Origin of the sequence: Paraplanobispora siamensis (assembly GCF_016863175.1) — a bacterium.
Lineage (GTDB): Bacteria > Actinomycetota > Actinomycetes > Streptosporangiales > Streptosporangiaceae > Planobispora > Planobispora siamensis.
Map to the genome: position 1 here is coordinate 1 of NZ_BOOJ01000038.1, position 20,559 is coordinate 20,559.

The 20,559-nt window shown below is 73.2% G+C and carries 17 protein-coding genes; 3 read left to right on the plus strand and 14 right to left on the minus strand.

Going from position 1 to position 20,559, the window contains the following annotated elements; all coding sequences use genetic code 11:
* Nucleotides 1-318: 318 nt before the first annotated feature.
* Nucleotides 319-1,782 carry a DUF2252 domain-containing protein gene (locus tag Psi01_RS23850; RefSeq protein ID WP_204066311.1) on the minus strand — a complete coding sequence of 488 codons (1,464 nt, stop codon included), beginning with the start codon at nucleotides 1,780-1,782 and terminating at the stop codon, nucleotides 319-321.
* Nucleotides 1,783-2,381: 599 nt separating this feature from the next.
* On the opposite strand from Psi01_RS23850, the gene Psi01_RS23855 reads away from it, so the two are divergent.
* On the plus strand, nucleotides 2,382-2,699 hold the full coding sequence (locus Psi01_RS23855; RefSeq protein WP_204066312.1) for a hypothetical protein: 318 nt from the start codon (nucleotides 2,382-2,384) through the stop codon (nucleotides 2,697-2,699).
* On the opposite strand, the gene Psi01_RS23860 is transcribed toward Psi01_RS23855, so the two are convergent.
* From Psi01_RS23860 to Psi01_RS23900, 9 genes are all read right to left on the minus strand, one after another.
* Nucleotides 2,679-3,926: a glycosyltransferase family 4 protein gene (locus Psi01_RS23860; protein ID WP_204066313.1), complete on the minus strand. Its 1,248-nt coding sequence runs from the start codon at nucleotides 3,924-3,926 to the stop codon at nucleotides 2,679-2,681. The two genes, Psi01_RS23855 and Psi01_RS23860, sit on opposite strands and share 21 nt — an antisense overlap.
* Entirely contained in the window at nucleotides 3,923-5,194 is a 1,272-nt protein-coding gene (locus tag Psi01_RS23865) for a lipopolysaccharide biosynthesis protein (protein ID WP_204066314.1), read from the minus strand. The genes Psi01_RS23860 and Psi01_RS23865 overlap by 4 nt, the downstream gene beginning before the upstream one ends.
* Nucleotides 5,182-5,955 (minus strand): NTP transferase domain-containing protein, encoded by a 774-nt coding sequence (locus Psi01_RS23870; protein WP_239127970.1) that lies wholly within the window; start codon nucleotides 5,953-5,955, stop codon nucleotides 5,182-5,184. The genes Psi01_RS23865 and Psi01_RS23870 overlap by 13 nt, the downstream gene beginning before the upstream one ends.
* Nucleotides 5,948-6,847: an HAD family hydrolase gene (locus tag Psi01_RS23875; RefSeq protein ID WP_204066315.1), complete on the minus strand. Its 900-nt coding sequence runs from the start codon at nucleotides 6,845-6,847 to the stop codon at nucleotides 5,948-5,950. Before Psi01_RS23875 ends, Psi01_RS23870 begins: the two co-directional genes overlap by 8 nt.
* Nucleotides 6,844-8,133 carry a 2-phospho-L-lactate transferase CofD family protein gene (locus tag Psi01_RS23880; RefSeq protein WP_204066316.1) on the minus strand — a complete coding sequence of 430 codons (1,290 nt, stop codon included), beginning with the start codon at nucleotides 8,131-8,133 and terminating at the stop codon, nucleotides 6,844-6,846. The genes Psi01_RS23875 and Psi01_RS23880 overlap by 4 nt, the downstream gene beginning before the upstream one ends.
* Nucleotides 8,130-9,125 (minus strand): glycosyltransferase family 2 protein, encoded by a 996-nt coding sequence (locus tag Psi01_RS23885; RefSeq protein WP_239127971.1) that lies wholly within the window; start codon nucleotides 9,123-9,125, stop codon nucleotides 8,130-8,132. The genes Psi01_RS23880 and Psi01_RS23885 overlap by 4 nt, the downstream gene beginning before the upstream one ends.
* Nucleotides 9,126-9,130: 5 nt before the next feature.
* Entirely contained in the window at nucleotides 9,131-9,877 is a 747-nt protein-coding gene (locus tag Psi01_RS23890) for a hypothetical protein (RefSeq protein ID WP_239127972.1), read from the minus strand.
* A 219-nt stretch (nucleotides 9,878-10,096) separates the two neighbouring features.
* Nucleotides 10,097-11,116: a glycosyltransferase family 2 protein gene (locus Psi01_RS23895; protein WP_239127973.1), complete on the minus strand. Its 1,020-nt coding sequence runs from the start codon at nucleotides 11,114-11,116 to the stop codon at nucleotides 10,097-10,099.
* 466 nt (nucleotides 11,117-11,582) lie between these two features.
* Nucleotides 11,583-12,635, minus strand: coding sequence for a helix-turn-helix transcriptional regulator (locus tag Psi01_RS23900; RefSeq protein WP_204066317.1), 1,053 nt, complete (start codon nucleotides 12,633-12,635; stop codon nucleotides 11,583-11,585).
* 106 nt (nucleotides 12,636-12,741) lie between these two features.
* Between Psi01_RS23900 and Psi01_RS23905 the strand changes: the two genes are divergently transcribed.
* Nucleotides 12,742-13,161, plus strand: coding sequence for a VOC family protein (locus Psi01_RS23905; RefSeq protein WP_204066318.1), 420 nt, complete (start codon nucleotides 12,742-12,744; stop codon nucleotides 13,159-13,161).
* Between the two features lie 18 nt (nucleotides 13,162-13,179).
* Here Psi01_RS23905 and Psi01_RS23910 read toward each other — a convergent pair whose 3' ends face one another.
* Together Psi01_RS23910 and Psi01_RS23915 are read right to left on the minus strand one after the other, a co-directional pair.
* Nucleotides 13,180-13,542, minus strand: a complete 363-nt coding sequence (locus Psi01_RS23910; protein ID WP_204066319.1) for a nuclear transport factor 2 family protein — start codon at nucleotides 13,540-13,542, stop codon at nucleotides 13,180-13,182.
* Between the two features lie 138 nt (nucleotides 13,543-13,680).
* A complete protein-coding gene (locus Psi01_RS23915) occupies nucleotides 13,681-14,847 on the minus strand; it encodes an alpha/beta hydrolase family protein (RefSeq protein WP_204066320.1) in 1,167 nt (388 codons plus the stop codon).
* A 278-nt stretch (nucleotides 14,848-15,125) separates the two neighbouring features.
* Between Psi01_RS23915 and Psi01_RS23920 the strand changes: the two genes are divergently transcribed.
* Entirely contained in the window at nucleotides 15,126-18,437 is a 3,312-nt protein-coding gene (locus Psi01_RS23920; RefSeq protein WP_204066321.1) for an ATP-binding protein, read from the plus strand.
* Nucleotides 18,438-18,444: 7 nt separating this feature from the next.
* Here Psi01_RS23920 and Psi01_RS23925 read toward each other — a convergent pair whose 3' ends face one another.
* Both Psi01_RS23925 and Psi01_RS23930 read right to left on the minus strand, forming a co-directional pair.
* The gene (locus Psi01_RS23925; RefSeq protein WP_204066322.1) at nucleotides 18,445-19,335 is read right to left on the minus strand and encodes an ABC transporter permease; all 891 of its coding nucleotides are present in this window, start codon (nucleotides 19,333-19,335) and stop codon (nucleotides 18,445-18,447) included.
* The gene (locus tag Psi01_RS23930) at nucleotides 19,332-20,330 is read right to left on the minus strand and encodes an ATP-binding cassette domain-containing protein (RefSeq protein WP_204066323.1); all 999 of its coding nucleotides are present in this window, start codon (nucleotides 20,328-20,330) and stop codon (nucleotides 19,332-19,334) included. Before Psi01_RS23930 ends, Psi01_RS23925 begins: the two co-directional genes overlap by 4 nt.
* Between the last annotated feature and the right edge of the window lie 229 nt (nucleotides 20,331-20,559).

Consider the following 20,559-nt stretch of genomic DNA (forward strand, 5'->3'; position numbering starts at 1 on the left):
GGCCAGCGCTCTGACGTCACAGACACGCTCGGCTCTGGGCACAGCCCGGGCGGGCAACACCCGGCCCACCGGGGACACGTCCCACGGATGGGCAACACCCGGCGTTCGTCACGCCTTGACGTGGCCAGCGCTCTGACGTCACAGACACGCTCGGCTCTGGGCACAGCCCGGGCGGGCAACACCCGGCCCACCGGGGACGCGCCTCACGGGTGGGCAAGACTCGCCCCACCACGGACATACCTACGGACGAATCCATCACCACGGACACGCCCCACGGCCCGCACCGCCGTACCCGCCCGCCGCTCCAGAACGCCCCCTCTAGCCGAAGGCGGCGTGTGCCGTCCCGGGGTCGGCGTCGATCCGGCCGTCCTTGACCGCCTCGACGAAGGCGGTGTAGTCGCGCTCCGTCTGGTCGGCGTACGCCACGGCGAAGTCCCCCACCGCCTCGGCGAAAGTGTCGCCCGAACCGAGGTAGGCGGCGATCGCGATCGCGTCGCCGGAGCGGGCGTGGCCGTGCGCCAGCGTCCAGCCGCACAGGGTGGCGTAACGTCCCAGCTGACCCGGATTCATCTCCGTGACCTCGGCCGCGCCTTTCATGTCGTGGAGCTGACGCCAGTAGTAGTCCCTCTGCGGGCCCGTGGACCACCCCAGGAAGATGTCGCTGCTGGCCTGCATCAGCCGCTGGCCCTCCACCACCCGCTGCCCGCGGTGGGGGAACTCGCTGGGCGGCAGATGCGCCTCGAGCACCGACGGGCCCGCCTCCTTGACCTGCAGGAAGAGCGGCTCGTCGTGATCGTGGCCCTGCATCAGGGCGATGAAGCAGCGCGTTCCGACGCTGCCCACCCCCACCACCTTCAACGCCATGTCGATCATCCGGAAATGCGACAGCACGTGCCGGCGGTCGCGCGGCAACGACGCCAGGTATCCGGTGAAGCTCTCCTCCACGTAGCGCCGGAACGTCTCGCGCGTCTCCCCGTCGCGGACCTCCCGCAGCGGCACGAGCAGCGGCGGGTCGCTGCGGATCTGCAGGCTCCCTTCGACCTGCTCGGTGAGCCTGGTCAGCGCGCGGGCGCTGGTGCGCTGCCTGGCCTTCTTCTCGGCCCGGGCGAACTGCTTGCGGTACCTGTCGACCACCAGCATGCTCTTGATCAGATCCAGCGAGGCCTGGGCGTACCACACGTCCAGGACGGACGAGGAGGCGAAGGTGGACATGGCCGTACGGTAGGCGGTCACCCCCTGCACGGCCGCGGCACGGCTCTCGGCGTCCTTGAAGCCGTTGTCGCGCCCCGCCACCACGAAACTGGCCGCCAGCCGCTTGACGTCCCACTCCCACGGGCCGGGCAGTGTCTCGTCGAAGTCGTTGAGGTCGAAGACCTGGCGGCGCTCGGGGGAGGCGAACGTGCCGAAGTTGGCCAGGTGCGCGTCCCCGCAGAGCTGGACGGTGATCCCGGTGACGGGCGTACCGGCCAGGTCCGCGGCCATCGGCGCCGCCGCCCCCCGGAAGAAGGCGAACGGCGACTCCGCCATCCGCATGTGCCGTACCGGCAGCAGCCAGGGCACCCGATCGGCCTCCTGCGCCGCCAGGTGCGTGATGGGGTCGACGCGGTCGCCCGGAGGCTCCCACCGGGCGTGTTCCCGCCGCGGGATCTCCTTGCGCGCGGCCCGTGCCGCCGCCGCCCGTTCCGCCGGGGCCTTCACGGCTTCGGGTACGGGCCGGGGACGTTCCCTCCCTCCGTTCCCGGCCGCGTTACGCGTCTCCTCCTGCTGCCGCTGACCGGACATGCGCGGCCTCCCATCGATGTGACGGCGGGTGCGGCGATCCTCACCCCCGGACACCGCCGCGGCATCACCCGCGGCGGATGAGGCGGCCCCGGACCGGCCGCCGCCTTGCGCGGACGCGGGATCGGTGCTTCCCCGCGGGGCCGGAGGGGAGGTTCTGCAAGCGGCCGGCAACCGGTGTGCATGGGGCGTGCCGTACACCTGAGGCGTCGGTTCCGATACAGAGGACCGGCGCAGAACGGCCCGTACAGAGGGACCGGCACAGAGGGAAAGGGGCACCCGGCTCATGTGGACGACCGGTCCTGCGGACTCCTTCGACGCTGAGAGGAGCTACCTGGTGTGGGGCCTGGCGGGCCTTCCCCTGCTGATCGCGATCGTGGTGATCGTCAGCCTCTCCGCCGGAGGTGGGGGGAGCCTGGAGGAGCCGGAGCGTTTCCCGGGCATCGACAGCCTCCACGTCACCGCCGACCACGGGGACGTGGAGATCGTCGGGATCGACGGCGGCGAGGTCCTGGTGACGCGCCGCCCGCAGGGGGACGCCCCGCGCGGAGTCGTGGGGCGGCGGGTCCCTCACGATCGGCCAGATCTGCGACGAGTCCCTGGTGTGCACCTCACTGCGGGACACGCCGCAGGACCACACCGACTACGTCCTGCACGTCCCCCGCGGCCTCGACGTCACGGTCCACAGCCGCAACGGGGACATCACGCTGCGGGGACTGCGCGGCCGGGTCGACGCGCACGCGTCCAACGGTACGGTGCACCGCGACCCGTCCGCCCAGACCCAGATCCAGACCCCGCTCCCGACCTCGACCTCGACCCCCACCCCGGCCCAGACCCCGCCCCCCACCCCGGCCCAGACCCAGACCCCGCCCCCGGCCTCAGCCCCGGTCCCGGCCTCGTCAGGCTCCGGAACCCTCTAGGGCCGCCCGGTACACCGTGAGGGTCTCCTCGGCGGTGCGGGCCCAGCTCAGCTCCTCCCGGACATGGCGTTCCCCGCGCGCGGCGAGGGCCCGGCGCAGCGCCGGGTTCGTCATGACCTCGATCACGGTGTCGGCGATGTCGTCGGGGTCGGTGCTGCGTACGAACCGGACGGCGGGCCTGGCCGGATCGTCGCCGATGAAGATCCGGGAGAACCCGTCTCCGAGGATCACCGGCCGGGCCAGCGCCATGGCCTCGGTCGCCACCAGCCCGAACGGCTCGAACAGTGAGGGGAAGACGCAGGCGTCGGCCATCTCGTAGTACTCCAGCAGCTCCCGGCCCTCGACCCAGCCGCCGGAGGTCATGACGCGCCCGTCCAGGCCGGCGCTCCCGACGATGCGCCGGACACCGGCCTCGTCGCCCTCGCCGACGATGACCAGCCGCAGCCCGGGGACGGCGGCGGCGATCCGCGGCATCGCATCGAGCAGCTGGTAGACGCCCTTCTGCCGTTCGATGCGGCCGACGAACAGCAGGATCTTGTCCTCGGCCGGGATCCCCAGCCTGTCCCGCAGGGCGGCCGCGCCGGAGCGCAGCTCCTCGCGGTCGAAGGCGGGGTCGGCCAGTACCCGCTCGAACGTCCCGCCCAGGGGGACGACCTCGATCGTCTTGCGGTTCCAGCCCGCGGCGATCAGCTGCTCGCGCACCTCGGGCGTGGCGACCACGACGCGGCGGGCGATCCGCCCCAGCCAGCGCTCGGCGGCGGCGACCAGGCCGAACGGGTCGACAGTGCCGCGCCGCGGGGCGATGCCGTACTCGGTGGTGTGCACGTGGAAGACGATCGGCAGGCGCAGCGCGTAGTGGCACAGCAGACCGGACAGGATGTTCGTCGAGTCGTGCACGGTGACCAGGTCGGGGCGCTCGGCGGCCCGGCGCAGCCGCAGGAAGTAGCGCCAGTTGCTCACCATGACGTTCAGCGCCAGCAGCGCGAACTCGGTCCGGCGGGTGCGGTTGAGCCGCCGGCGGCGGCCGATCGCGCCCAGCAGGCGGCCGAGCGGCCGGTACACCGTGACGGAGTCGCGCCGCTCGTGCACCGGCTGGTGGCCGTCGTTGAGGGTGAAGACGCTCAGCCGGTGGCCTTCGGTGAGGTGCGGGGTGATCTCCTCGGCGTAGCGGCCCAGCCCGGCGGTGATGTTGGGCGGGAACTGGTTAATGATGTAGGCGATCTTCATGATGCGGTCTCCGGTGCGGATGGCGCGCCGGCCGGCCGGTACACCCGGGCGGCGACGGCGACCACGGCGACGATGAGGACGAGATTGACGAGCGTGAAGGCCACCAGCGCCCCGGTCAGGCCCTGCCAGGCGGTCAGCGCCGCCTGGCAGGCGAGCCCGGCGGGCATCCCGGCGGCCAGGGAGGTGATGAGGACCTTCGCACCCCGCACCCCGTCCATCAGGAGGGCGACGGAGTAGAGGTTGAAGACCGTGTGCGCGCCGATCCCCGCGGCCGACAGCGCCATCAGGCCGGGCTCGTACGGGTACTCCGCGCGCAGCAGGAGGAAGAACACCGCGCTGGCCGCGAACGCGAAGACGGCGGTGGCCGCGCCCACCGCGGGCGCGATGCGGCGGATGCGGCGCAGCAGGGCGGGCTTGTCCATCGTGGCCATCGCCGGCAGCAGCGCCAGGCCGATCCCCTCGGTGAAGACCACGCCGAGCAGCCGTTTGGGGAAGCCGTTGTACACCGAGTACACCCCGACGTCGGCCCGGCCGGCCCAGTGGTTGAGGAAGATCACATCGATCCCGAACAGCACGGTGGTCAGGGCGGTGACGGCGGTCACGTAGGCGCCGTGCCGGTACAGGGAACGCGCCAGCGCCGGTGACCAGGACTTCGGGACGACCTCGAAGCCGGTCACGGCCACGGCGGCGAAGACGAAGTTGGTGGCGATCAGCGCGACGAGGTAGAGCTCGGCGTCCCTGATCTCCAGGACCAGCAGGCAGTACGCCGAGACCCCCAGGTACGCCACGGCGACGGCGAGCTTGAGCCCGGCCGTCAGCGCGTAGCGCTTCAGGCCCCGCAGGAAGCTCTCGGTCAGCTGGTTCGCCGTCAGGGCCAGGGCCAGGGCCAGGGAGAAGCACAGCGTGCGGAAGTCGACGCCGAGCAGGGCCGTCAGCGGCGGGGCCGCCAGCACGCCGGCGACGGTCAGGACCGTTCCCAGCGCCGCCGTGGAAAGCAACGCCGTCGTGGTCAGCGCCGGGCGGTCCGGGGCGTCCGCGCGGGGCAGCTCCTGGTACATGACGTAGTTGAGGCTCATCAGCATGCCGACGGCCACGATCAGCGCGATCGACAGGACCAGGGTGAAGTGGCCGAACGCCGCCGCGCCCGCCCCGCGGGCGATGAGGAGCGTGGTCGCGGCGGCCGTCCCGCTGGCGACGGCGCTCACCAGCGTGGGCCCGGCCGCCCACCGGCGGTCGCGCAGGAGCCGCGCCGCGGTCAGCTCCCGCATCGCGCGAACGCCCGGCGGGCGAACTCCAGATCGGCCCTGGTGTTGATGCCGCGCGCCTCGTCGGGGTCGGTGACCGGCACCGCCGTCATCCGCCATCCGCGCTCCTGCGACAGGAAGGGCAGGAACGGCAGGAAGTTCACCTCGCCGGTGACGGCCCCCGGGACGGCACCGGCGAGGTAGCGTTCCCACTCCGCCGGCAGCCCGTCCGCACCGAGGCAGAACATCCCCACGTCGCTGAGCCCGCCGGGCCGGCACGCGTCGCCCTCACGGGACATCCGTACCTCCACCAGGCCCGAGTCCGTCACCTCGTACTCGACGTACGGCTCGGCCATCGGCACCAGCGGCACGGTGAGCCCCGGCCTGCCTCCGGCGGTCGCGCTCCGGTGGGCCCGCACGACCCTGCCGACGGTCTCCGCGGACAGGTTCACCTGGTCGCCCCAGACCACCAGGATCGAGTCGTAGGTCTCCCAGTGCCCGGCGGCCCCGAAGACGGCGTCCCCCATGCCGCGGGGCTCGTCCTGGACGCTCACCGAGACGGCGCCGCTCTCGATCTCCCCGGCCGCCAGGCGCAGGAACGGGGCATGGCCCTCGGGGGAGACGACGACGTGGATGTGCTCGGTCCACGGCCTCAGCCGGCGGCTGAGCAGATGCCACACGGTGACGCCGTCGGCGACCTCCACCATGATCTTCGGGATGTCCGCGCCGAGCCGGGTCCCGCGCCCGGCCGCCGGGATCACCGCGCACACGCGCCCGTCACCCATCGTCGTCTCTCCCACCGCCGTCTCTCCCACCGCCGTCTCCCCCACCGCCGTCTCCCCCATCGCTGCCCCGCTCATCACCGATCCGCGCACCGCCGATCTCCTGCGGTCCACCGCCACGTCCCTGCGGCCGCAGGAGGGCCAGGACCCCGTCCAGGTCCCGGACCGGGATCGCTCCGGGGACGGGTACGGCCCGGCCGACCTGGAACGTCACCAGCCCGGCGCCGAGGGCGGAGGCCACCCCGTGCCCGGAGTCCTCCACCGCGACGGCCTCGGCCGGACCGACGCCCCAGCGCAGGCAGGCGTGCAGGTAGAACCCGGGGTCCGGCTTGCTCACCGGGGCGTCGTCGCCGGTGAGCACGTCGCGGAAGTACTCGTCCAGCGAGCACGCCGCCAGGACCCGCTCGACCGACCCGCGGCTGCCCGCGGTGACCAGGTACGCGGTGTGGCCTCGGTCGGCCAGGTGGCGCAGGAACCGGTGCGCCCCGGGCAGGACGGGCACCGCCCCCGCCGCGACGCGCTCGCGGTACAGCCGTTGCTTGCAGCGGATCAGCCGCTCGGCGAGCGCGCCGTCGGCGCCCAGGCCCGTCACGACCTCGCGGGTGCTCGCGCCCGCGTGGGCGTCGTACCGGAAGGAGGCCAGCAGCTCGGGCGCGAGCTGCGCGATCGCCTCGCGGAACGCGACCTCGTGGACCGGGCCGGAGTCCACCAGCGTCCCGTCGAGATCACAGAACCAGACCCGCCGCCCGCCGATCACCCCGGCCGGCCGGATCGGCCCGGCCGCTCCGGCCGCCCTGACCGTCTCGATCGGCCCGACCGGCCCGACCTGCTCAATCCGTTCGACGGCCCCGGCCGGTTCGGCCCTCTCCGTGGCCGGGGTCCGTGCCGCGCTCATCCGGCGCTCAGCACGGTGGCCTCACCGGCGACGCCGGCCAGGGCGGTGAGGGCGGTGAAGGTACGGCGGCCGCAGTGCGCGCCGGGCCGTTCGGGGTCCTCCAGGTCGGCGACGACCCATCGCACTCCCGCCCGGACGCCTCCGGCGGCCACCTCCGGCGGTGGTTGCGGGGTCCCGGCCGCAGGCGTCGCGGGCCGGTGGCACAGGACGTGGGTGACCGTACGCCGCTCGTTGCGCGGGTCCCCGAGGTAGGACAGGGTGAGGTCCACCAGGTCGGCCGCGCTCAGCCCCCGGACGTCGTGGTCGTCGCGGATGTTGACGACGAACACCTTCGCCCGGGCCCGGCTCGCCGCGATCGCGTCCGCGATCCCCGGGGTCAGATAGCTGGGCAGCAGCGACGAGTGCGGGGTGCCGGGGCCGTACACGATGAGGTCGGCGTGCACGACGGCGTCCCGGGCCTCCTGGCTCAGCGAGACCCTGGCGCCGCCGCGGGCCAGGGCCCGCCGCCGCCGTTCGGCGGCCATGGCCTCCAGCTCGGCCCGGCGCCGCGAGGAGATCGGCTCGCGCATCAGGAACAGCTCGGCGATGGCGGCGCCGTCCTGTGGGGCGACGATGTCGGCCTCGTCGGCCAGGATCCGGCCGTCGCGTCTGAGCGCGACCAGGAAGGCGTTCTCGCCGCCGGTCACGTTCACCAGGCGGGCCGGTGACTCGAAGGTCTCGGCGCAGGAACGGATCGTGGCGTTGAAGTCGCCGCCCAGGCGGAGGTAGGCCCCGGCGAACACGAGGTTGCCGAGCGCGCAGTCGGCCAGGTCGAGCCCGTCCGGACGGCTGTCGAGCCGGTGCCGGAAGACGGTCAGATCACGGACGATCGCCGCCCGCACCCGCGGCGGCAGGGCCGCGAACCTCCGGTGGGCCGTGAGCGTCCGGCAGGCCGCGGCCTCCCGGTGCCCGCCCTCGGCGGGGAAGGCGAGGGAGTCGATGAGGTCGCTCAGGTCCCGCCGGGTGGCGCCGGGCGGCAGGCGGTGTTCGAGGATCGCGGTCATCGCGGCCTGCCGGGGGTCGCCGCCGTCGAGGTGCAGCAGGAGGTTCTTGCGGAAGTCCGAAGGGCCGAGCATCCCGGGCAGGTATCGCCGCAGCGCCCCGGTGGACAGCCCGTTGTCGTACCCGTTGATCACCACGGACAGGTCGATCCCCGGCGCCCGCAGCAGCTCTCGCGCGATCCCGGCCCCGCCGCGCCCGCCCCCGAACAGGGTCACGGCCGCCCGGCCGGACCGCCGCGGGCTCATCGGGCCTTCTCCACGGCCGCGGGAGCCGCGCCGGAGGCGACCCCGGCGGAGACCGCTCCCCGGCCGGATGCGGCCGAAGCCACTCCCCGGCCGGGTTCGGGCAGAGCCGTTCCCTGGGCCGGTTCTGCGAAGGCCGCTCCCCGGACGGACTCGGCGGAGGCCGCTTCCTGGGCCGGTTCGGCGGCGGAGACGCGCAGCACGCCCCGGCGCTGCAGCCACCGGCGGTAGCCGAGGTAGCCCACGAACAGCGCCCGGTCGCGCGCCCCGCGCCAGAAGCGCCATCCCCGGCTGCCGCCGCCGCGCTCCCGATGCTCGATCGGCACCTCGATCCAGTCATGGCCGAGCTCGACGACCCGGGCGGTGATCTCGGTGGAGCAGTTCATCCCGCCCGACTCCAGCCGCAGGGAGCGGAACAGCGGGCCGTACACCACCTTGAAGATCGAGTTGAAGTCGCGGTAACGGGTGCGGTGCAGGGCGTTGCTGACCGCGCCGCTGGCCGCCGAGCCCCACCGGTACGGCAGGCCGTCGGCCTTCCTGATCCTCGCCCCGGAGAAGGCCGGCCCCTCATCGGCCAGGATGCCCGCCAGGAACAGCTCCAGGTTGGCGATGGGGAACTGGCCGTCGGAGTCCAGCAGCACGACCCAGTCCATCCGGGTATGGGCGATGGCCGCGGCGATCGCGGCGCCCGCCCCGCGGTTGCGGCCGAAGGAGACGACGACGAGCTGCGGGCACTCTTCCTGCAGGTCCGCCAGGATGTCGCCGGTCCCGTCGGTGCTCCCGTCGTCGCACACGACGATCTCCCACGCGCCGACCGCGGGGTGCCCCTCCAGATACCGCCGCCATTCCGTCACCGACGCGGCGATGTTCGCCGCCTCGTTGTAGGCGGGCGCCGCCACCGAGACCTCGACGGTGCGGGGCGGGTCGTGGGCGTCCGGCCGTTCCTCCCAACCGGGTCCGGGTACGGGGTCTCGTGGTGGGCGGGCGGAGGTCATGGGCCTCACCTCGCCCGATCCGCGGTCAACCGCTCCGCCCCGGGCAGGCGGCCGATCCAGCGGTCCAGCGGGAGCAGGTTGATCACGATGACGATCGGGATGTGCGCCAGGGCGAACAGGATCGTCGCGCCGAAGGAGATCGGTCCCCCGGTGAACACCGTGATGTGCGGCGCGTCGATGGTCGCCGGGATCTCCACCGGGTTGACCAGCTGCCACATGATGTCGAGGAGGCCGGAGAACACGATGACGATGCCGCTGAAGGCGATCTTCAGGCAGCGCCCCGGAGGTCCTCCGCCGACCCGGTAGGCGGCCGCGGCGGTGAGCACGATCCCGGGATAGAGCAGCAGGTACAGGTGCGTGTAGAAGCTGTCGTCCTGCACGCGCCCGACGTCGCCGTAGTAGAAGTAGCTGATCCGCGGGATCACGTAGCCGGTGAAGAAGACGAACGGCACGTACAGCAGCCAGTGCTGCCGCCACGACACCCACGGGAAGAACGCGACGGCGCAGCACAGGAGGGCGAAGGCCAGCAGCTTGGCCGCGAACTCCCACACCGTCTCGGCCTCCCGGCCGTGCGGCATGACCAGCCAGACGAAGGCGAAGCCCGCCACCCCGGCGAGCAGGGAGATCCACCACAGGTGGGAGGCCCAGCCGCGGGCGGCGGCCGGCGCGCCGTCGCGGTCCGGACGCTCTCCTGGGACGTCCCGGCCGTCGAGGGGCGGGGAGGACGGCGGGACGCCACCGCGCGCCGTCATGAGGTCCGGAACCTTTCATCCGATGTCAGAGCGGGTTTTCCGGCGGGGCGGGACAGGTCGAGCGGCGCCTTCGCAGCGGAGACCAGGGGGAGCATTCGCATTCACAGCCTTATGACGTGCGGCGCCCGGGAAGGCCGTTCACCGGGCCATTATTTTCCCGAGGGATCAGTTTCCTTTCCCGATCGGGTTATTTCGCTTTTCAACCATCTGGGCGGCCGGTCATCCGGCCCCGGATTTCTCGTACGCCTCCGGCCCGACCCTTCTCGTCCGGTCCAGGAGCACCGCGGGCACGCGCAGGCAACCGGCGGCCAGCCCCGCGACGAGCGCCACGTGCACGGCGAGGTGGACGGCCATGAAGTAGGCGGTGAAGGCCGCCCCGCGCTCCCGGTGGACGAACCTCAGCAGCGGCGGATCGGCCAGGACGAACCACAGGACCATCGCGGCGGGTACGGCGAGCAGCGCGGGGTGCGCCAGGCCGAGCGGCAGCCCGGCCAGCGCGAGCGCGCAGGCGAGGATCCCCGCCGGGCGGTTGGCGTGCTCCGGCTTCCCGCCGTCCCGGGAGGCGGCGACCACGAGCAGCGGGATCAGCGGAAGGGCCCGCCGCCACTGCTCGGCGAGGATCGGCAGCAGCCGGCTCCCGTCGTCGTGGCGGCCCATCACCTTGTCGGTGAGCACGATGCGGCAGCGGGCCGAGAGCCTGCTGCCGTACTCGACGTCCTCGGAGTCGCGCAGGCTCTCGTCGAGCCGTCCGGCCGCCAGCAGCGCCTCGCGCCGGATGGCGGCCAGGGCGAACACCACGCCGTTGACCTCGCCCAGGTGGCGGCGGCGCCAGTGGACGGCGTGCAGGATCCGGTAGCGCTCGACCGGCCCGTCGTCGATGAGCGGCTCGGTGTCGTAGACGCCGTGCACGCAGCCGCATCCGGGGTCGCGGTCGAGGATCTCCAGCGCGTTCGCGACCGCGTCGGGCCGCAGCGCCACGTCGGAGTCGAGGAAGAAGACGACGTCCCCGTCCGTGCCGTCGACGCCGGCGTTGCGGGCGGCCGAGACGCCGCGGTTGTCGGGAAGGCTCACCACGCGGCAGCCGAGCTCCCGGGCGATCCGCGCGGAGTCGTCGGTGCTCGCGTCGTCCACCACGACGATCTCGTCGGGCGGCCGGGTCTGGGCCAGCGCCGACTCCAGGCACAAGCGCAGCGTCCTGGCGGCGTTGTAGCACGGGATGATCAGGGAAACCGTCGTCATGAGTCCGGGCGTCCTGGCTGTCGGGGGCGAGGAGGACGCCCCCGACAGCGGCTCGGGCGCGCCCGCCGGGCGGGCCACGGGCCGGTCGGCGGGCCCGCGTAGGCGTGCCGGGACCCGGGTCGCGGGGCCGGCCGCGCGCACGGTCTGCGGAGGACGCGACCGGCCCGGTTGCCGGTCAATGCGGTGCGTCGGGCAGCATGAATTACCGTGCGGAAATAACTGCTGTTTTCGCCGTCATTGTTGCAACGATTCTCGTCGCGTCTCAGGAGTTGCGTTCGCGCGGGGATCCCCGGGCCGCGACATTCCATCCTTGAATTCTCATTTGTGGCTACCGTAGCGGCGCCCGGGGCCGGATACAACAGATTCGGCTCAAAATTTGGGAGCGCTCCCACGGCAACATCCCGTAAACTTCCCGGTCAAGATCCGAGCGCGCCGGTGGCCTGGGGCTTAACGGAAAGGTCCGATGTCAGTCTGAGGATCGACACCTCATCCGATAGGTCTGCGGATCGGCCCCTCCCCCCGCGACCCCGCCGCCCCCGTCACCGGCCGGTGCCGTCCCCGGTCCTTCGTCCCCGCCCCGGCCGTAGTGCCCGGTGAGCTCCGCGCCGATCCTGGCGAGCTCGGCGCGGACCCCGTCCGGGGCCACGACCTCGACGAGGGCTCCCCAGCCCGCCAGGTGCCGGGCGATGTCCAGGGCCGTGGGCGCCGCCAGGCGGACGCGGACGCGCCCGTCGTCGAAGGTCTCGCCGGTCTCGCAGTGACGTCCGAACTGGTCGCGGAGGATCCACAGGTGGGCGGCGCCGACGAGCACCGTCGCCGAGACGAGCGAGCGCCGCCGCTCCACCTCGTCCACGACCCGCCTCCACGCCTGCGGCAGTTCGAAGTCGCCGGGCCGTTCGAACGGCTCATCGGTCATCACGGCCTCGGCGATCCGGTCGATCCGGAAGGTCCGCTGTCCCTTCTCCGTCCCGGCCAGGAGGTACCAGACGTCGTCCTTGTCGATCAGGCCCCAGGGGTCCACGAGCCGTTGCGTGCGCTCGCGCATCCGGCCGTCGTAGGTCAGGCGGACCTTGAGCCGGCGCACGACGGCGGTCTGCAGCAGTTCCACGACCTCGGGGCGCTCCTGGTCGCGCTCTCCCCAGCGCACCGGGCCCACCATGACGGCGGCCGCCGCGGCCTCGGCCTCGGCCCGGAACGTGCCGGGCAGTGCCCGCACGAGCTTGCGCAGCGCCGACTTGACCGCCGGGGAGGCCGACGCCGCCGGGCCGACGAGCAGGAACAGCGCCCGGGCCTCGGTCTCGGTGAGGCCGCTGAGGTCGGTCCTGGCCCCGCCCACCAGCGACCATCCGCCGCCCCGGCCCGGTTGCGGATACACCGGGACCCCGGCGGCCGAAAGCGCCTCCAGGTCCCGGCGGGCGGTGGCCACCGACACCTCCAGCTCCCCGGCCAGTTCGGCGGCGGTGACCCGGCCGCGGGACTGCATCAGCAACAGGGTGGCCACGAGGCGGTCGGCGCGCATGGATCGATTCTCGCCATAAAAGTGCTCATTCGATGAGCACTTTGAGGCGAAGAATGGTTCTCATCAGCCGAACGGGGCCTGTGACCCCACGACGGAGGGACCTCAGATGTTGCGAGGATTCGCCACCATCTCGTTCTACGCCACCGACCTGGAGGCGGCGACGCGGTGGTACACCGAGGTGCTGGGCATCGAGCCGTACTTCAACCGGAAGAACCCGGACGGCAGCCTGGGATACGTCGAGTTCCGCGTCGGCGACTACCAGCACGAGCTGGGCATCATCGACAGCCGGTACGCACCGGCCGGCCGGCCGGACGTCCCGTCGGGGGCCGTCACGTTCTGGCACGTCGACGACCTGCAGGGGGCCTTCGACCGGCTGCTGTCGCTGGGGGCGGAGGAGTACGAGCCGCCCGTGGAGCGCGGTGCGGGGTTCGTCACCGCCTCGGTGGTCGACCCCTTCGGCAACATCCTCGGCGTCATGTACAACCCGCACTACGTGGAGATGCTGAAGATGGCCCCGGCGACGTGACCGCCGGGGCCGGGCCGCTCAGGCGGCGGCGGGGACCTTGTCGAGGAAGCCGTGCACGGCGCCGATCCGGCCGTCCGTCACGACCACGACGTCGAACCCGACCACGATCTCCTCGCCGTCCCGGGGACCGAGGTGCCAGGTGAAGCGGGCCAGGTCGTGGTGGCCGTCCACCGGTCCCCCGAGCCGGAAGACCATGCCGGGGAACTGCTCCTGCACGGCCCCGATCAGGCCGTCGAGGGCGTCGCGGCCCCGCACCGCCGCCAGCGGGTCGGTGTAGGCGACGTCCTCCTCGCACAGGGCGTCGATCAGCTTGCGGCGGGCCGGGCCGGTCTCGTTCCAGAGGGCGATGTACTGCTCGGCCAGCGCGGTGAAGTCCGTCATCTTCCTGCTCCCGTCACCGTGGGACGTTCTTCCTTACGGGTCACGACGCTACGGAGATCCGCAGGAGACCGAATCCGTCACGCATACCTGATCCGACCGGTCCCCGGCGGCCCGGATTAGGTATGCGCCCGGCGCGGGTCAGCGCCAGAACCGGACCTCGGGATGGCGCCGGGACGGGCCGTCGAGCAGCCGCTGGGGCCGCTCGCGCAGGTGCAGGTCGAGGAAGGCCGCGACGTACCTGCGGGTGATCTCCATCGAGCGGTCTCCGGGCAGCGTGCCGAAGCCCTCGAAGTCGATCCGGCCGGCCATCAGCGGCGCGTAGTCGGTGAAGGAGAGATGACCCATGCCGTCGACCGTGAGCCAGCGCTTCCAGCCGGTCATCCGCTGCCAGTCGCGCTTCCAGCTGGGGTCCGTACCGCCCGGCTCGTGGCTTTCACTGGCCCCCAGCAGCATGAACGGCCGGGAGAGCCCCTTGCCGGGGACCGGGATCCAGAAGCTGCCGTCCATGTTGATCCCGGCGCGCACCCGGGGGTCGTTGAGCATGGTCCACGTGGCGCTGTTGCCGCCGATGGAGTGACCGGCCATCGCGATCCGGGACGGGTCGATCAGCCCGCTGTGCTTCCAGGCCGGGTCCTCCCCGGTCAGCCGGTCGAGCACGAAGGACACGTCGGCCGCCCGGCCCCTGGTCGTCTTCGAGCCGAAATCCTCTGCCCTGCAGGCGACGCAGGTGGTGGTGCGGCCGTCGGGGAAGGTCGTGCCGGCGGCCTCGTAGGTGTGGTCGATCCCCGCCACGACGTACCCCCGGCTCGCCAGGTCCTCGGCCAGCCCCGTCAGCGAGGTGCGGGGGGCGCCGAACCCCGGGGACAGCACGACCAGGGGCAGGCCGCGCCGGCGCCCGAGCGGCGCGGCGCCGGTGACCGCGTTGGTCCGCGTCCCGCTGAGCAGCCGGGCGGGCATGCCGTCGACGCCGTTCTCCTTCAGCAGCAGCTCCGCCTCCTTCTCGGTCATGTACGGCGCCCTGCGTCCGCGGGACTCCCGGGAGGGGTACCACAGCGAGACCATGAGCTCGCGCGACTTCACCGTGGGCACCCACGGATCCGGGCGGGAGTCGTCCACGAGGTGCAGGGTCGTCGTGCCGACCGGGTGCGGCCCGGTCGGCTCGGGCAGCGCGAGGGCGGAGGCGCCGCCCCCGGCGGGCCCGGCGGCGGTGGGCGCGGCGGCCGCGGGGGCGGCGACGGCGGGGGTGGCGAGCGCGAGCACGGCGACGGCGACGGCCAGGGCGCCGCGGATGGGTGAAATGGACATGTGGATCACCCTGCCGGGGCCCGGTCCGCGGCCGCCTCGGCTGAGCGGTCAGTGCCGGGGTGCGACTTCCGCCGGCGGAGTACGACCGTCGTCGGAGGCTCTCTCCGCCGGGAGGAGCGCGCCGTCCGCCCGGGGTCGTACCCCTGAGGTCGTACCCCCGACGCCGTATCCCCGGGCCGTGCCCCGGCGTGCGGGAGGGGCGGGGAGAGGAGAATTGTCGGCGGGAACGGATACGGTCGAAATGCCATGCCTACCGCGTCAGAGACGGCGATCTCGATATGACATCTGCGCTCATCGGACGAGATCATCCCGCCGGGGTCCTGCGCGCCGAGATCGGACGCGTGACCGACAGCCACGGCGGCCTGGTGCTGGTCACCGGAGAGGCGGGCATCGGCAAGACCGCGCTGGTGACCGAGGCGGCCGAGGAGGCGCGGCGGCGCGGGGCGCTGGTCCTCGGCGGCTCGTGCTGGGACTCCGACAGCGCGCCGGGCTACTGGCCCTGGGTCCAGGTCGTGCGCGCCCTGCGGCGCGGGGCCGGCCCCGGAGAGTGGTCCGCGGCCCAGGAGGCGGCCGGCGCCGGTCTGTCGATCCTGCTGGGCGAGTCGCGCCGTGGCGAGGAGACCGAGGCCTTCCAGCTCTACGACGCGGTGACCGCCGCGCTGGTGTCGGTCTCGCAGAACCGGCCGGTGGTCGTCGTCCTCGACGACCTGCACTGGGCCGACGTGGCCTCGCTCAAGCTGCTGGAGTTCGCGGCCCAGCACACCTGGTTCGAGCGGCTGCTGCTGGTGGGCACCTACCGCGACGCCGAGACCGAGGCGACGGACCACCCGCTGCGGCCGATGCTGACCTCGCTGACGGCGAAGGCGACGACGGTGACGCTGACCGGGCTGGGTCACGAGGAGGTCGGGGCGCTGATGGCCCGTACGGCGGGCCGCGAGCCGGAGGCCGAACTGGTCGCCGAGGTGCACCGCCGCACCGGCGGCAACCCGTTCTTCGTGGAGCAGACGGCGCGGCTGTGGCACGGCGGCGGCCCGGTCACCGCGACGGCGCCGGGCGTGCACGACGCCCTGCGGCGCAGGCTGTCGCTGCTGCCCCCGGCGATCACCGGGCTGCTCACCACCGCGGCCGTGCTCGGCCGGGAGTTCCACCGCGAGGTCCTGGCGGCCGCCGGGTCCGTCCCGCTGTCCGAGGTGGACCGGCTGCTCGGCCAGGCGGTGGCCGCCCGGCTCGTCGTCGCGCGGAAGGACGGCCGCTTCGCCTTCGCGCACGACCTGGTCCGCGAGTCGCTCTACGACGAGCTGGGCGAGCAGGAGGCGCGCCGCCGGCACGCCGGGGTGGTGGGCGCGCTCGAGGATACGCCCGAGCTGGCCCGGCGGGTCTTCCCCAGCGACCTGGCCCGGCACGCCTACCTCGCGGGGGACGCCCTCGAACCGGCCCGCGCGGTGACCCACCTGCTCGCCGCGGCGCGCGACGCGAGCACCCGGATGGCCGTCGAGGAGGCCATCGGGCACTGCCGCCGCGCGCTGGAGGTGGCCGACGACCCGGTCCGCCGCGCCCTGATCGCGCTCGACCTGGGCCGGCACCTGCGTCACGAGGGTGACCGGGAGGGCGCCTGGCAGGCCTTCGAACAGGGCGTCGCCATCGCCCGCGACCTCGACGACGGCAAGCTGCTGGCGCGCGCGGCGCTCACCCTCCACCAGACCGGCGACCACGACGAGCGGGCCGGCCGGCTGCGGGACGGGACGCTCAGGCAGGCCTACGCCAAGCTGGTCGGCGACGACCCCGGCACGTCGAGGTCGCCCGACGACCTCGCCCAGGAGCTGACCGTCCACGTCCTCATGCTCGCCCGGCGCGACGACGACGATGACGAGCTGATGTTCGGCCTGTGGGCGCGGCACGACACGATCTGGGGGCTGGGCACCGCCGCTGAGCGGGTCAAGCTCGTCGACGAGCTGATGGACGTGGCGCGCCGCACCGGAGACCGCGACACCGAGCTCCTGGCGTCCTCGCTGCGCTGGGTGGCCCTGCTGGAGCTGGGCGACCCCGCCTATCTCGACCAGTACGGCGCGTTCGTCTCCCTGGCCGAGCGCCACGGCACGCCCCGTTTCGCCGAGGCCCTGTTCATCGACAAGAACATCGTCTGCACCCTGCAGGGCCGTTTCGAGGAGGCGCACGAGCACCTCGACCGCGGCCTGCCCGGCTTCTGCGAGGGCGCGCACCCCGGCCTGCTGGCCATGGCGGACCAGCTGCTCTGGTCGACCCTGATCCCCCAGGGCCGCTTCGAGGAGATGCGGCGGCTGCGCCGCGGCCTGCTGGAGCACGGCCACTCCCACCCCGACCTGCTGGAGGGCGTGGCCGCGTTGCAGCGGGGCGACGTCGGAACCGCGCTCCAGCTCCTGCCGGAGGAGAGGCCGGGGCAGGAGCCCTATCCGCGCAACCTCGCGCCGCTGGGCCTGCGCTTCCTGGCCCAGGCGGCGGCCGCGTCCCGCGACGCGGAGCTGTGCGACCGGGCCCGCGCCGCGCTGGAGCCGTACAGCGGGCAGTGGATGGTGTCGATGTACGGCTGCGACATCAGCGGGCCCGTCGACCTCTGGCTGGGCCTGCTCGACGCGGCGCAGGAGCACTGGGCGGAGGCGGTCGCCCGGCTCACCGCCGCCGGCCGGTCCGCCGACCGGCTCCGGTCGCGCACCTGGTCGGTCGAGGCCCGCTGCCACCTCGCCGAGACGCTTCTCGCCCGGGGAGAGCCCGGCGACGCACGCACGGCGGCGGCGATGCTCGACGAGGTCGGACGCGAGGCGGCCGACCTCGGCATGCGGCACGTCTCCGGGCGGGTACGGCACGCCCGCGACCTGACGGCGCAGACGGCCACGGCGGGACACCGCGTCCCCGCGGCCGGAACCCTCCGGGAGGGCGCCGACGGCCACCGCGTCCTCGCCGCCGGTTCCCGATGGGAGGGCGTCAACGGGTCCGTCCCGGACGGGTTCGCCGCGGACGGGTTCCATCGGGAGAGCGCCGGTGGGGACGAGGCCGTCGCGGAGGCCGTCACGAACGAGTTCCGCAGGGACGGCGCCGTGTGGTCGCTGGCCTTCGGGGGGCGCCGGGTGCACGTGCCCGACGCCAAGGGCCTGCGTGACCTGCACGCGCTGCTGAGCATGCCGGGCGTCGACGTGCCCGCCGTACGGCTGCTCGATCCGGAGGGCGGCGAGGTCGTGGTCGCCGCGCGGCGGATGGGCGGCGACCTCGTCCTCGACGACGAGGCCAGGGCCCGCTACCGGCGGCGCCTGGCCCTGCTGGACGAGGAGATCGACCGGGCGGCGGAGCTGGGCGACGACCGCCGCGCGGTGGAGTACGACCGGGAGCGCGAGGCCCTGCTGAACGAGCTGCGCGCCGCCACCGGACTCGGCGGGCGCGGGCGGCGGCTGGGCGACGAGGCCGAGCGCGCCCGCAAGGCCGTCACCGCCCGCATCCGCGACACCCTGCGCAAACTCGGTCCGCTCCATCCCGAACTCGCCGCCCATCTCCGCGCCGCCGTCTCCACCGGATCCAGCTGCCGTTACCAGCCCGGCCACGAGATCCGGTGGAGCCTGTGAGGGGTGATCACTTGCGGTTGTACAGCCGCATGGTGAGCGTGCCGAAGACCGCCATGATCACCGCACCGGCCACCAGGACCCAGGCGACCTCTCCCGTGGCCGGGGCGCCGGCCATCAGCCCGCGCACCGCGGAGACGAGGTGGGTGACGGGACTGGCGTCGACGAACACCTGCAGCCAGCCGGGCATCGTGGCGGGGTCGACGAAGACGTTGCTGAGGAAGGTGAGCGGGAACAGCACCATCATGCTGACGCCCATCACCGACTTCTCACTGCGCAGCAGCAGGCCGAACATGGTCCAGATCCAGGAGAAGGCGAACGAGAAGGCCACCAGCAGGCCCGCTCCGGCCACCACGCCCACCACGCCCCCTGCCGGGCGGAAGCCCATGATCAGCCCCACGACGATCATCGTGATCGAGGCGAGCACATACCTGAGCACGTCGCCCAGGAGATAGCCGACCATCGCGGCCGGCCGCCAGACGGGCAGCGTGCGGAACCGGTCGAAGATCCCCTTGGCGATGTCGGTGTTGACCGCCACCCCGGTGTACATCGTGGTCATGATCACGCTCGTCACCAGGATGCCCGGCAGCAGGAACTGCAGATACTCCTCCGTCGAACCCGCCAGCGCACCGCCGAACAGGTAGGTGAACATCAGCACCATCATGATCGGGAAGGCGGTCACGTCGAAGAGCTGCTCGGGGACGTGCTTGATCTTCAGCATCGCCCGCCACCCGAACGCCGTCGACGCCGCCACCGGGCTGGGCCGCTTCGGACGGTCCCCGCGGGTCAGGACGGCGCCGATGTTCTCGGCCACGGGCGCGTACGTCACCGCCGCGCTCTGCCCGGCCTCGGGCTCGACACGGGTCTGAGTGGTCGTCTGGGCGGTCGTCTGGGTGCTCATGCTGCGGCCTCCTCGGTGGCGGGCTCGGCGGGGCGGTCGGTGAGGGCCAGGAAGACCTCGTCGAGGCTGGGCTGGCCGAGGGAGAAGTCGTCGACGACGATGCCTGCGGCGGTCAGCTCGGCGAGCACGCGGGAGGCGTCCTCCGCGGCGCCGTACTCACTGCCGGTGCCGGAGACGCGGGCGGTCACCGCCAACGGGTCGGCCTCCGCGTGCGCCGGCACGCCCAGCGCGTGGGTGAGCACCCGTTGCGCCTCGGGACGCTGCGCGGGATCGCGCAGCCGTACGTGGACCGTCCCGCTGCCGATCGAGGACTTCAGCTCGCCCGGCGTGCCCTCGGCGATGACCCGGCCGTGGTCGATGACCGCGATGCGGCCGGCGAGCCGGTCGGCCTCGTCGAGATACTGGGTGGTCAGCAGCACCGTGGTGCCGTGGGCGACGACGGCCCGCACGATGTCCCAGACCTGGCTGCGGCTGCGCGGATCCAGGCCGGTGGTCGGCTCGTCGAGGAAGAGCAGGTCGGGGGTGCTGAGGATGCTGGCGGCGATGTCCAGCCTGCGGCGCATGCCGCCCGAGTAGGTCTTCACCTGGCGCTCCGCGGCCTCGCTCAGCCCGAACGCCTCCAGCAGCAGCCCGGCCCGGTCCCTCGCCGCGGGCTTGCGGTGTCCCAGCAGCCGGGCCAGCAGGACGAGGTTCTCCGTCCCGGTCAGGTCCTCGTCGACCGAGGCGTACTGCCCGGTCAGGCTCACCCGGCTGCGCACGGCGTCCGCCTCGCGCACCACGTCGTGGCCGAAGACCCGGGCCTGCCCTCCGTCGGGGCGCAGCAGGGTGGCCAGCATCCGCACCGCGGTGGTCTTGCCCGCCCCGTTGGGGCCGAGCACGCCGTACACGGTCCCGGCGGGCACCGTGAGGTCGAGGCCGTCGACCGCCCGGGTATCGCCGAACACCTTGACCAGCCCCGACGTCTCCACCGCCAGGTCGGTCACTCGTCCGTCCATGATCTGTCCTTCGTCCGTCTCGGCATTCACCTTCCAGGCGCGAGACGGCCCCCGGCCCGCCGCCAGATCAGATCTAGCGACCGGCCCGCACGGACCCCACCATGGTCATCTTCTCCCCCGTCCCCTAGTCTCCTTGTCTCATGCGGACCCGCCCCGGCTCCCAGCAGGCCTGCGCCGAGCTGCCCCACCGGAGCACCGAGGAGCGCTACGAGCAGACCCGCCGGTACGA

What these genes read in the sequence shown, in the direction of transcription:
- Psi01_RS23850 (WP_204066311.1), bottom strand. Translation starts at nt 1,782, where the DNA reads ATGTCCGGTCAGCGGCAGCAGGAGGAGACGCGTAACGCGGCCGGGAAC.
- Psi01_RS23860 (WP_204066313.1), bottom strand. Translation starts at nt 3,926, where the DNA reads ATGAAGATCGCCTACATCATTAACCAGTTCCCGCCCAACATCACCGCC.
- Psi01_RS23865 (WP_204066314.1), bottom strand. Translation starts at nt 5,194, where the DNA reads ATGCGGGAGCTGACCGCGGCGCGGCTCCTGCGCGACCGCCGGTGGGCG.
- Psi01_RS23870 (WP_239127970.1), bottom strand. Translation starts at nt 5,955, where the DNA reads ATGGGTGACGGGCGCGTGTGCGCGGTGATCCCGGCGGCCGGGCGCGGG.
- Psi01_RS23875 (WP_204066315.1), bottom strand. Translation starts at nt 6,847, where the DNA reads ATGAGCGCGGCACGGACCCCGGCCACGGAGAGGGCCGAACCGGCCGGG.
- Psi01_RS23880 (WP_204066316.1), bottom strand. Translation starts at nt 8,133, where the DNA reads ATGAGCCCGCGGCGGTCCGGCCGGGCGGCCGTGACCCTGTTCGGGGGC.
- Psi01_RS23885 (WP_239127971.1), bottom strand. Translation starts at nt 9,125, where the DNA reads ATGACCTCCGCCCGCCCACCACGAGACCCCGTACCCGGACCCGGTTGG.
- Psi01_RS23890 (WP_239127972.1), bottom strand. Translation starts at nt 9,877, where the DNA reads ATGACGGCGCGCGGTGGCGTCCCGCCGTCCTCCCCGCCCCTCGACGGC.
- Psi01_RS23895 (WP_239127973.1), bottom strand. Translation starts at nt 11,116, where the DNA reads ATGACGACGGTTTCCCTGATCATCCCGTGCTACAACGCCGCCAGGACG.
- Psi01_RS23900 (WP_204066317.1), bottom strand. Translation starts at nt 12,635, where the DNA reads ATGCGCGCCGACCGCCTCGTGGCCACCCTGTTGCTGATGCAGTCCCGC.
- Psi01_RS23905 (WP_204066318.1), top strand. Translation starts at nt 12,742, where the DNA reads ATGTTGCGAGGATTCGCCACCATCTCGTTCTACGCCACCGACCTGGAG.
- Psi01_RS23910 (WP_204066319.1), bottom strand. Translation starts at nt 13,542, where the DNA reads ATGACGGACTTCACCGCGCTGGCCGAGCAGTACATCGCCCTCTGGAAC.
- Psi01_RS23915 (WP_204066320.1), bottom strand. Translation starts at nt 14,847, where the DNA reads ATGTCCATTTCACCCATCCGCGGCGCCCTGGCCGTCGCCGTCGCCGTG.
- Psi01_RS23920 (WP_204066321.1), top strand. Translation starts at nt 15,126, where the DNA reads ATGACATCTGCGCTCATCGGACGAGATCATCCCGCCGGGGTCCTGCGC.
- Psi01_RS23925 (WP_204066322.1), bottom strand. Translation starts at nt 19,335, where the DNA reads ATGAGCACCCAGACGACCGCCCAGACGACCACTCAGACCCGTGTCGAG.
- Psi01_RS23930 (WP_204066323.1), bottom strand. Translation starts at nt 20,330, where the DNA reads ATGGACGGACGAGTGACCGACCTGGCGGTGGAGACGTCGGGGCTGGTC.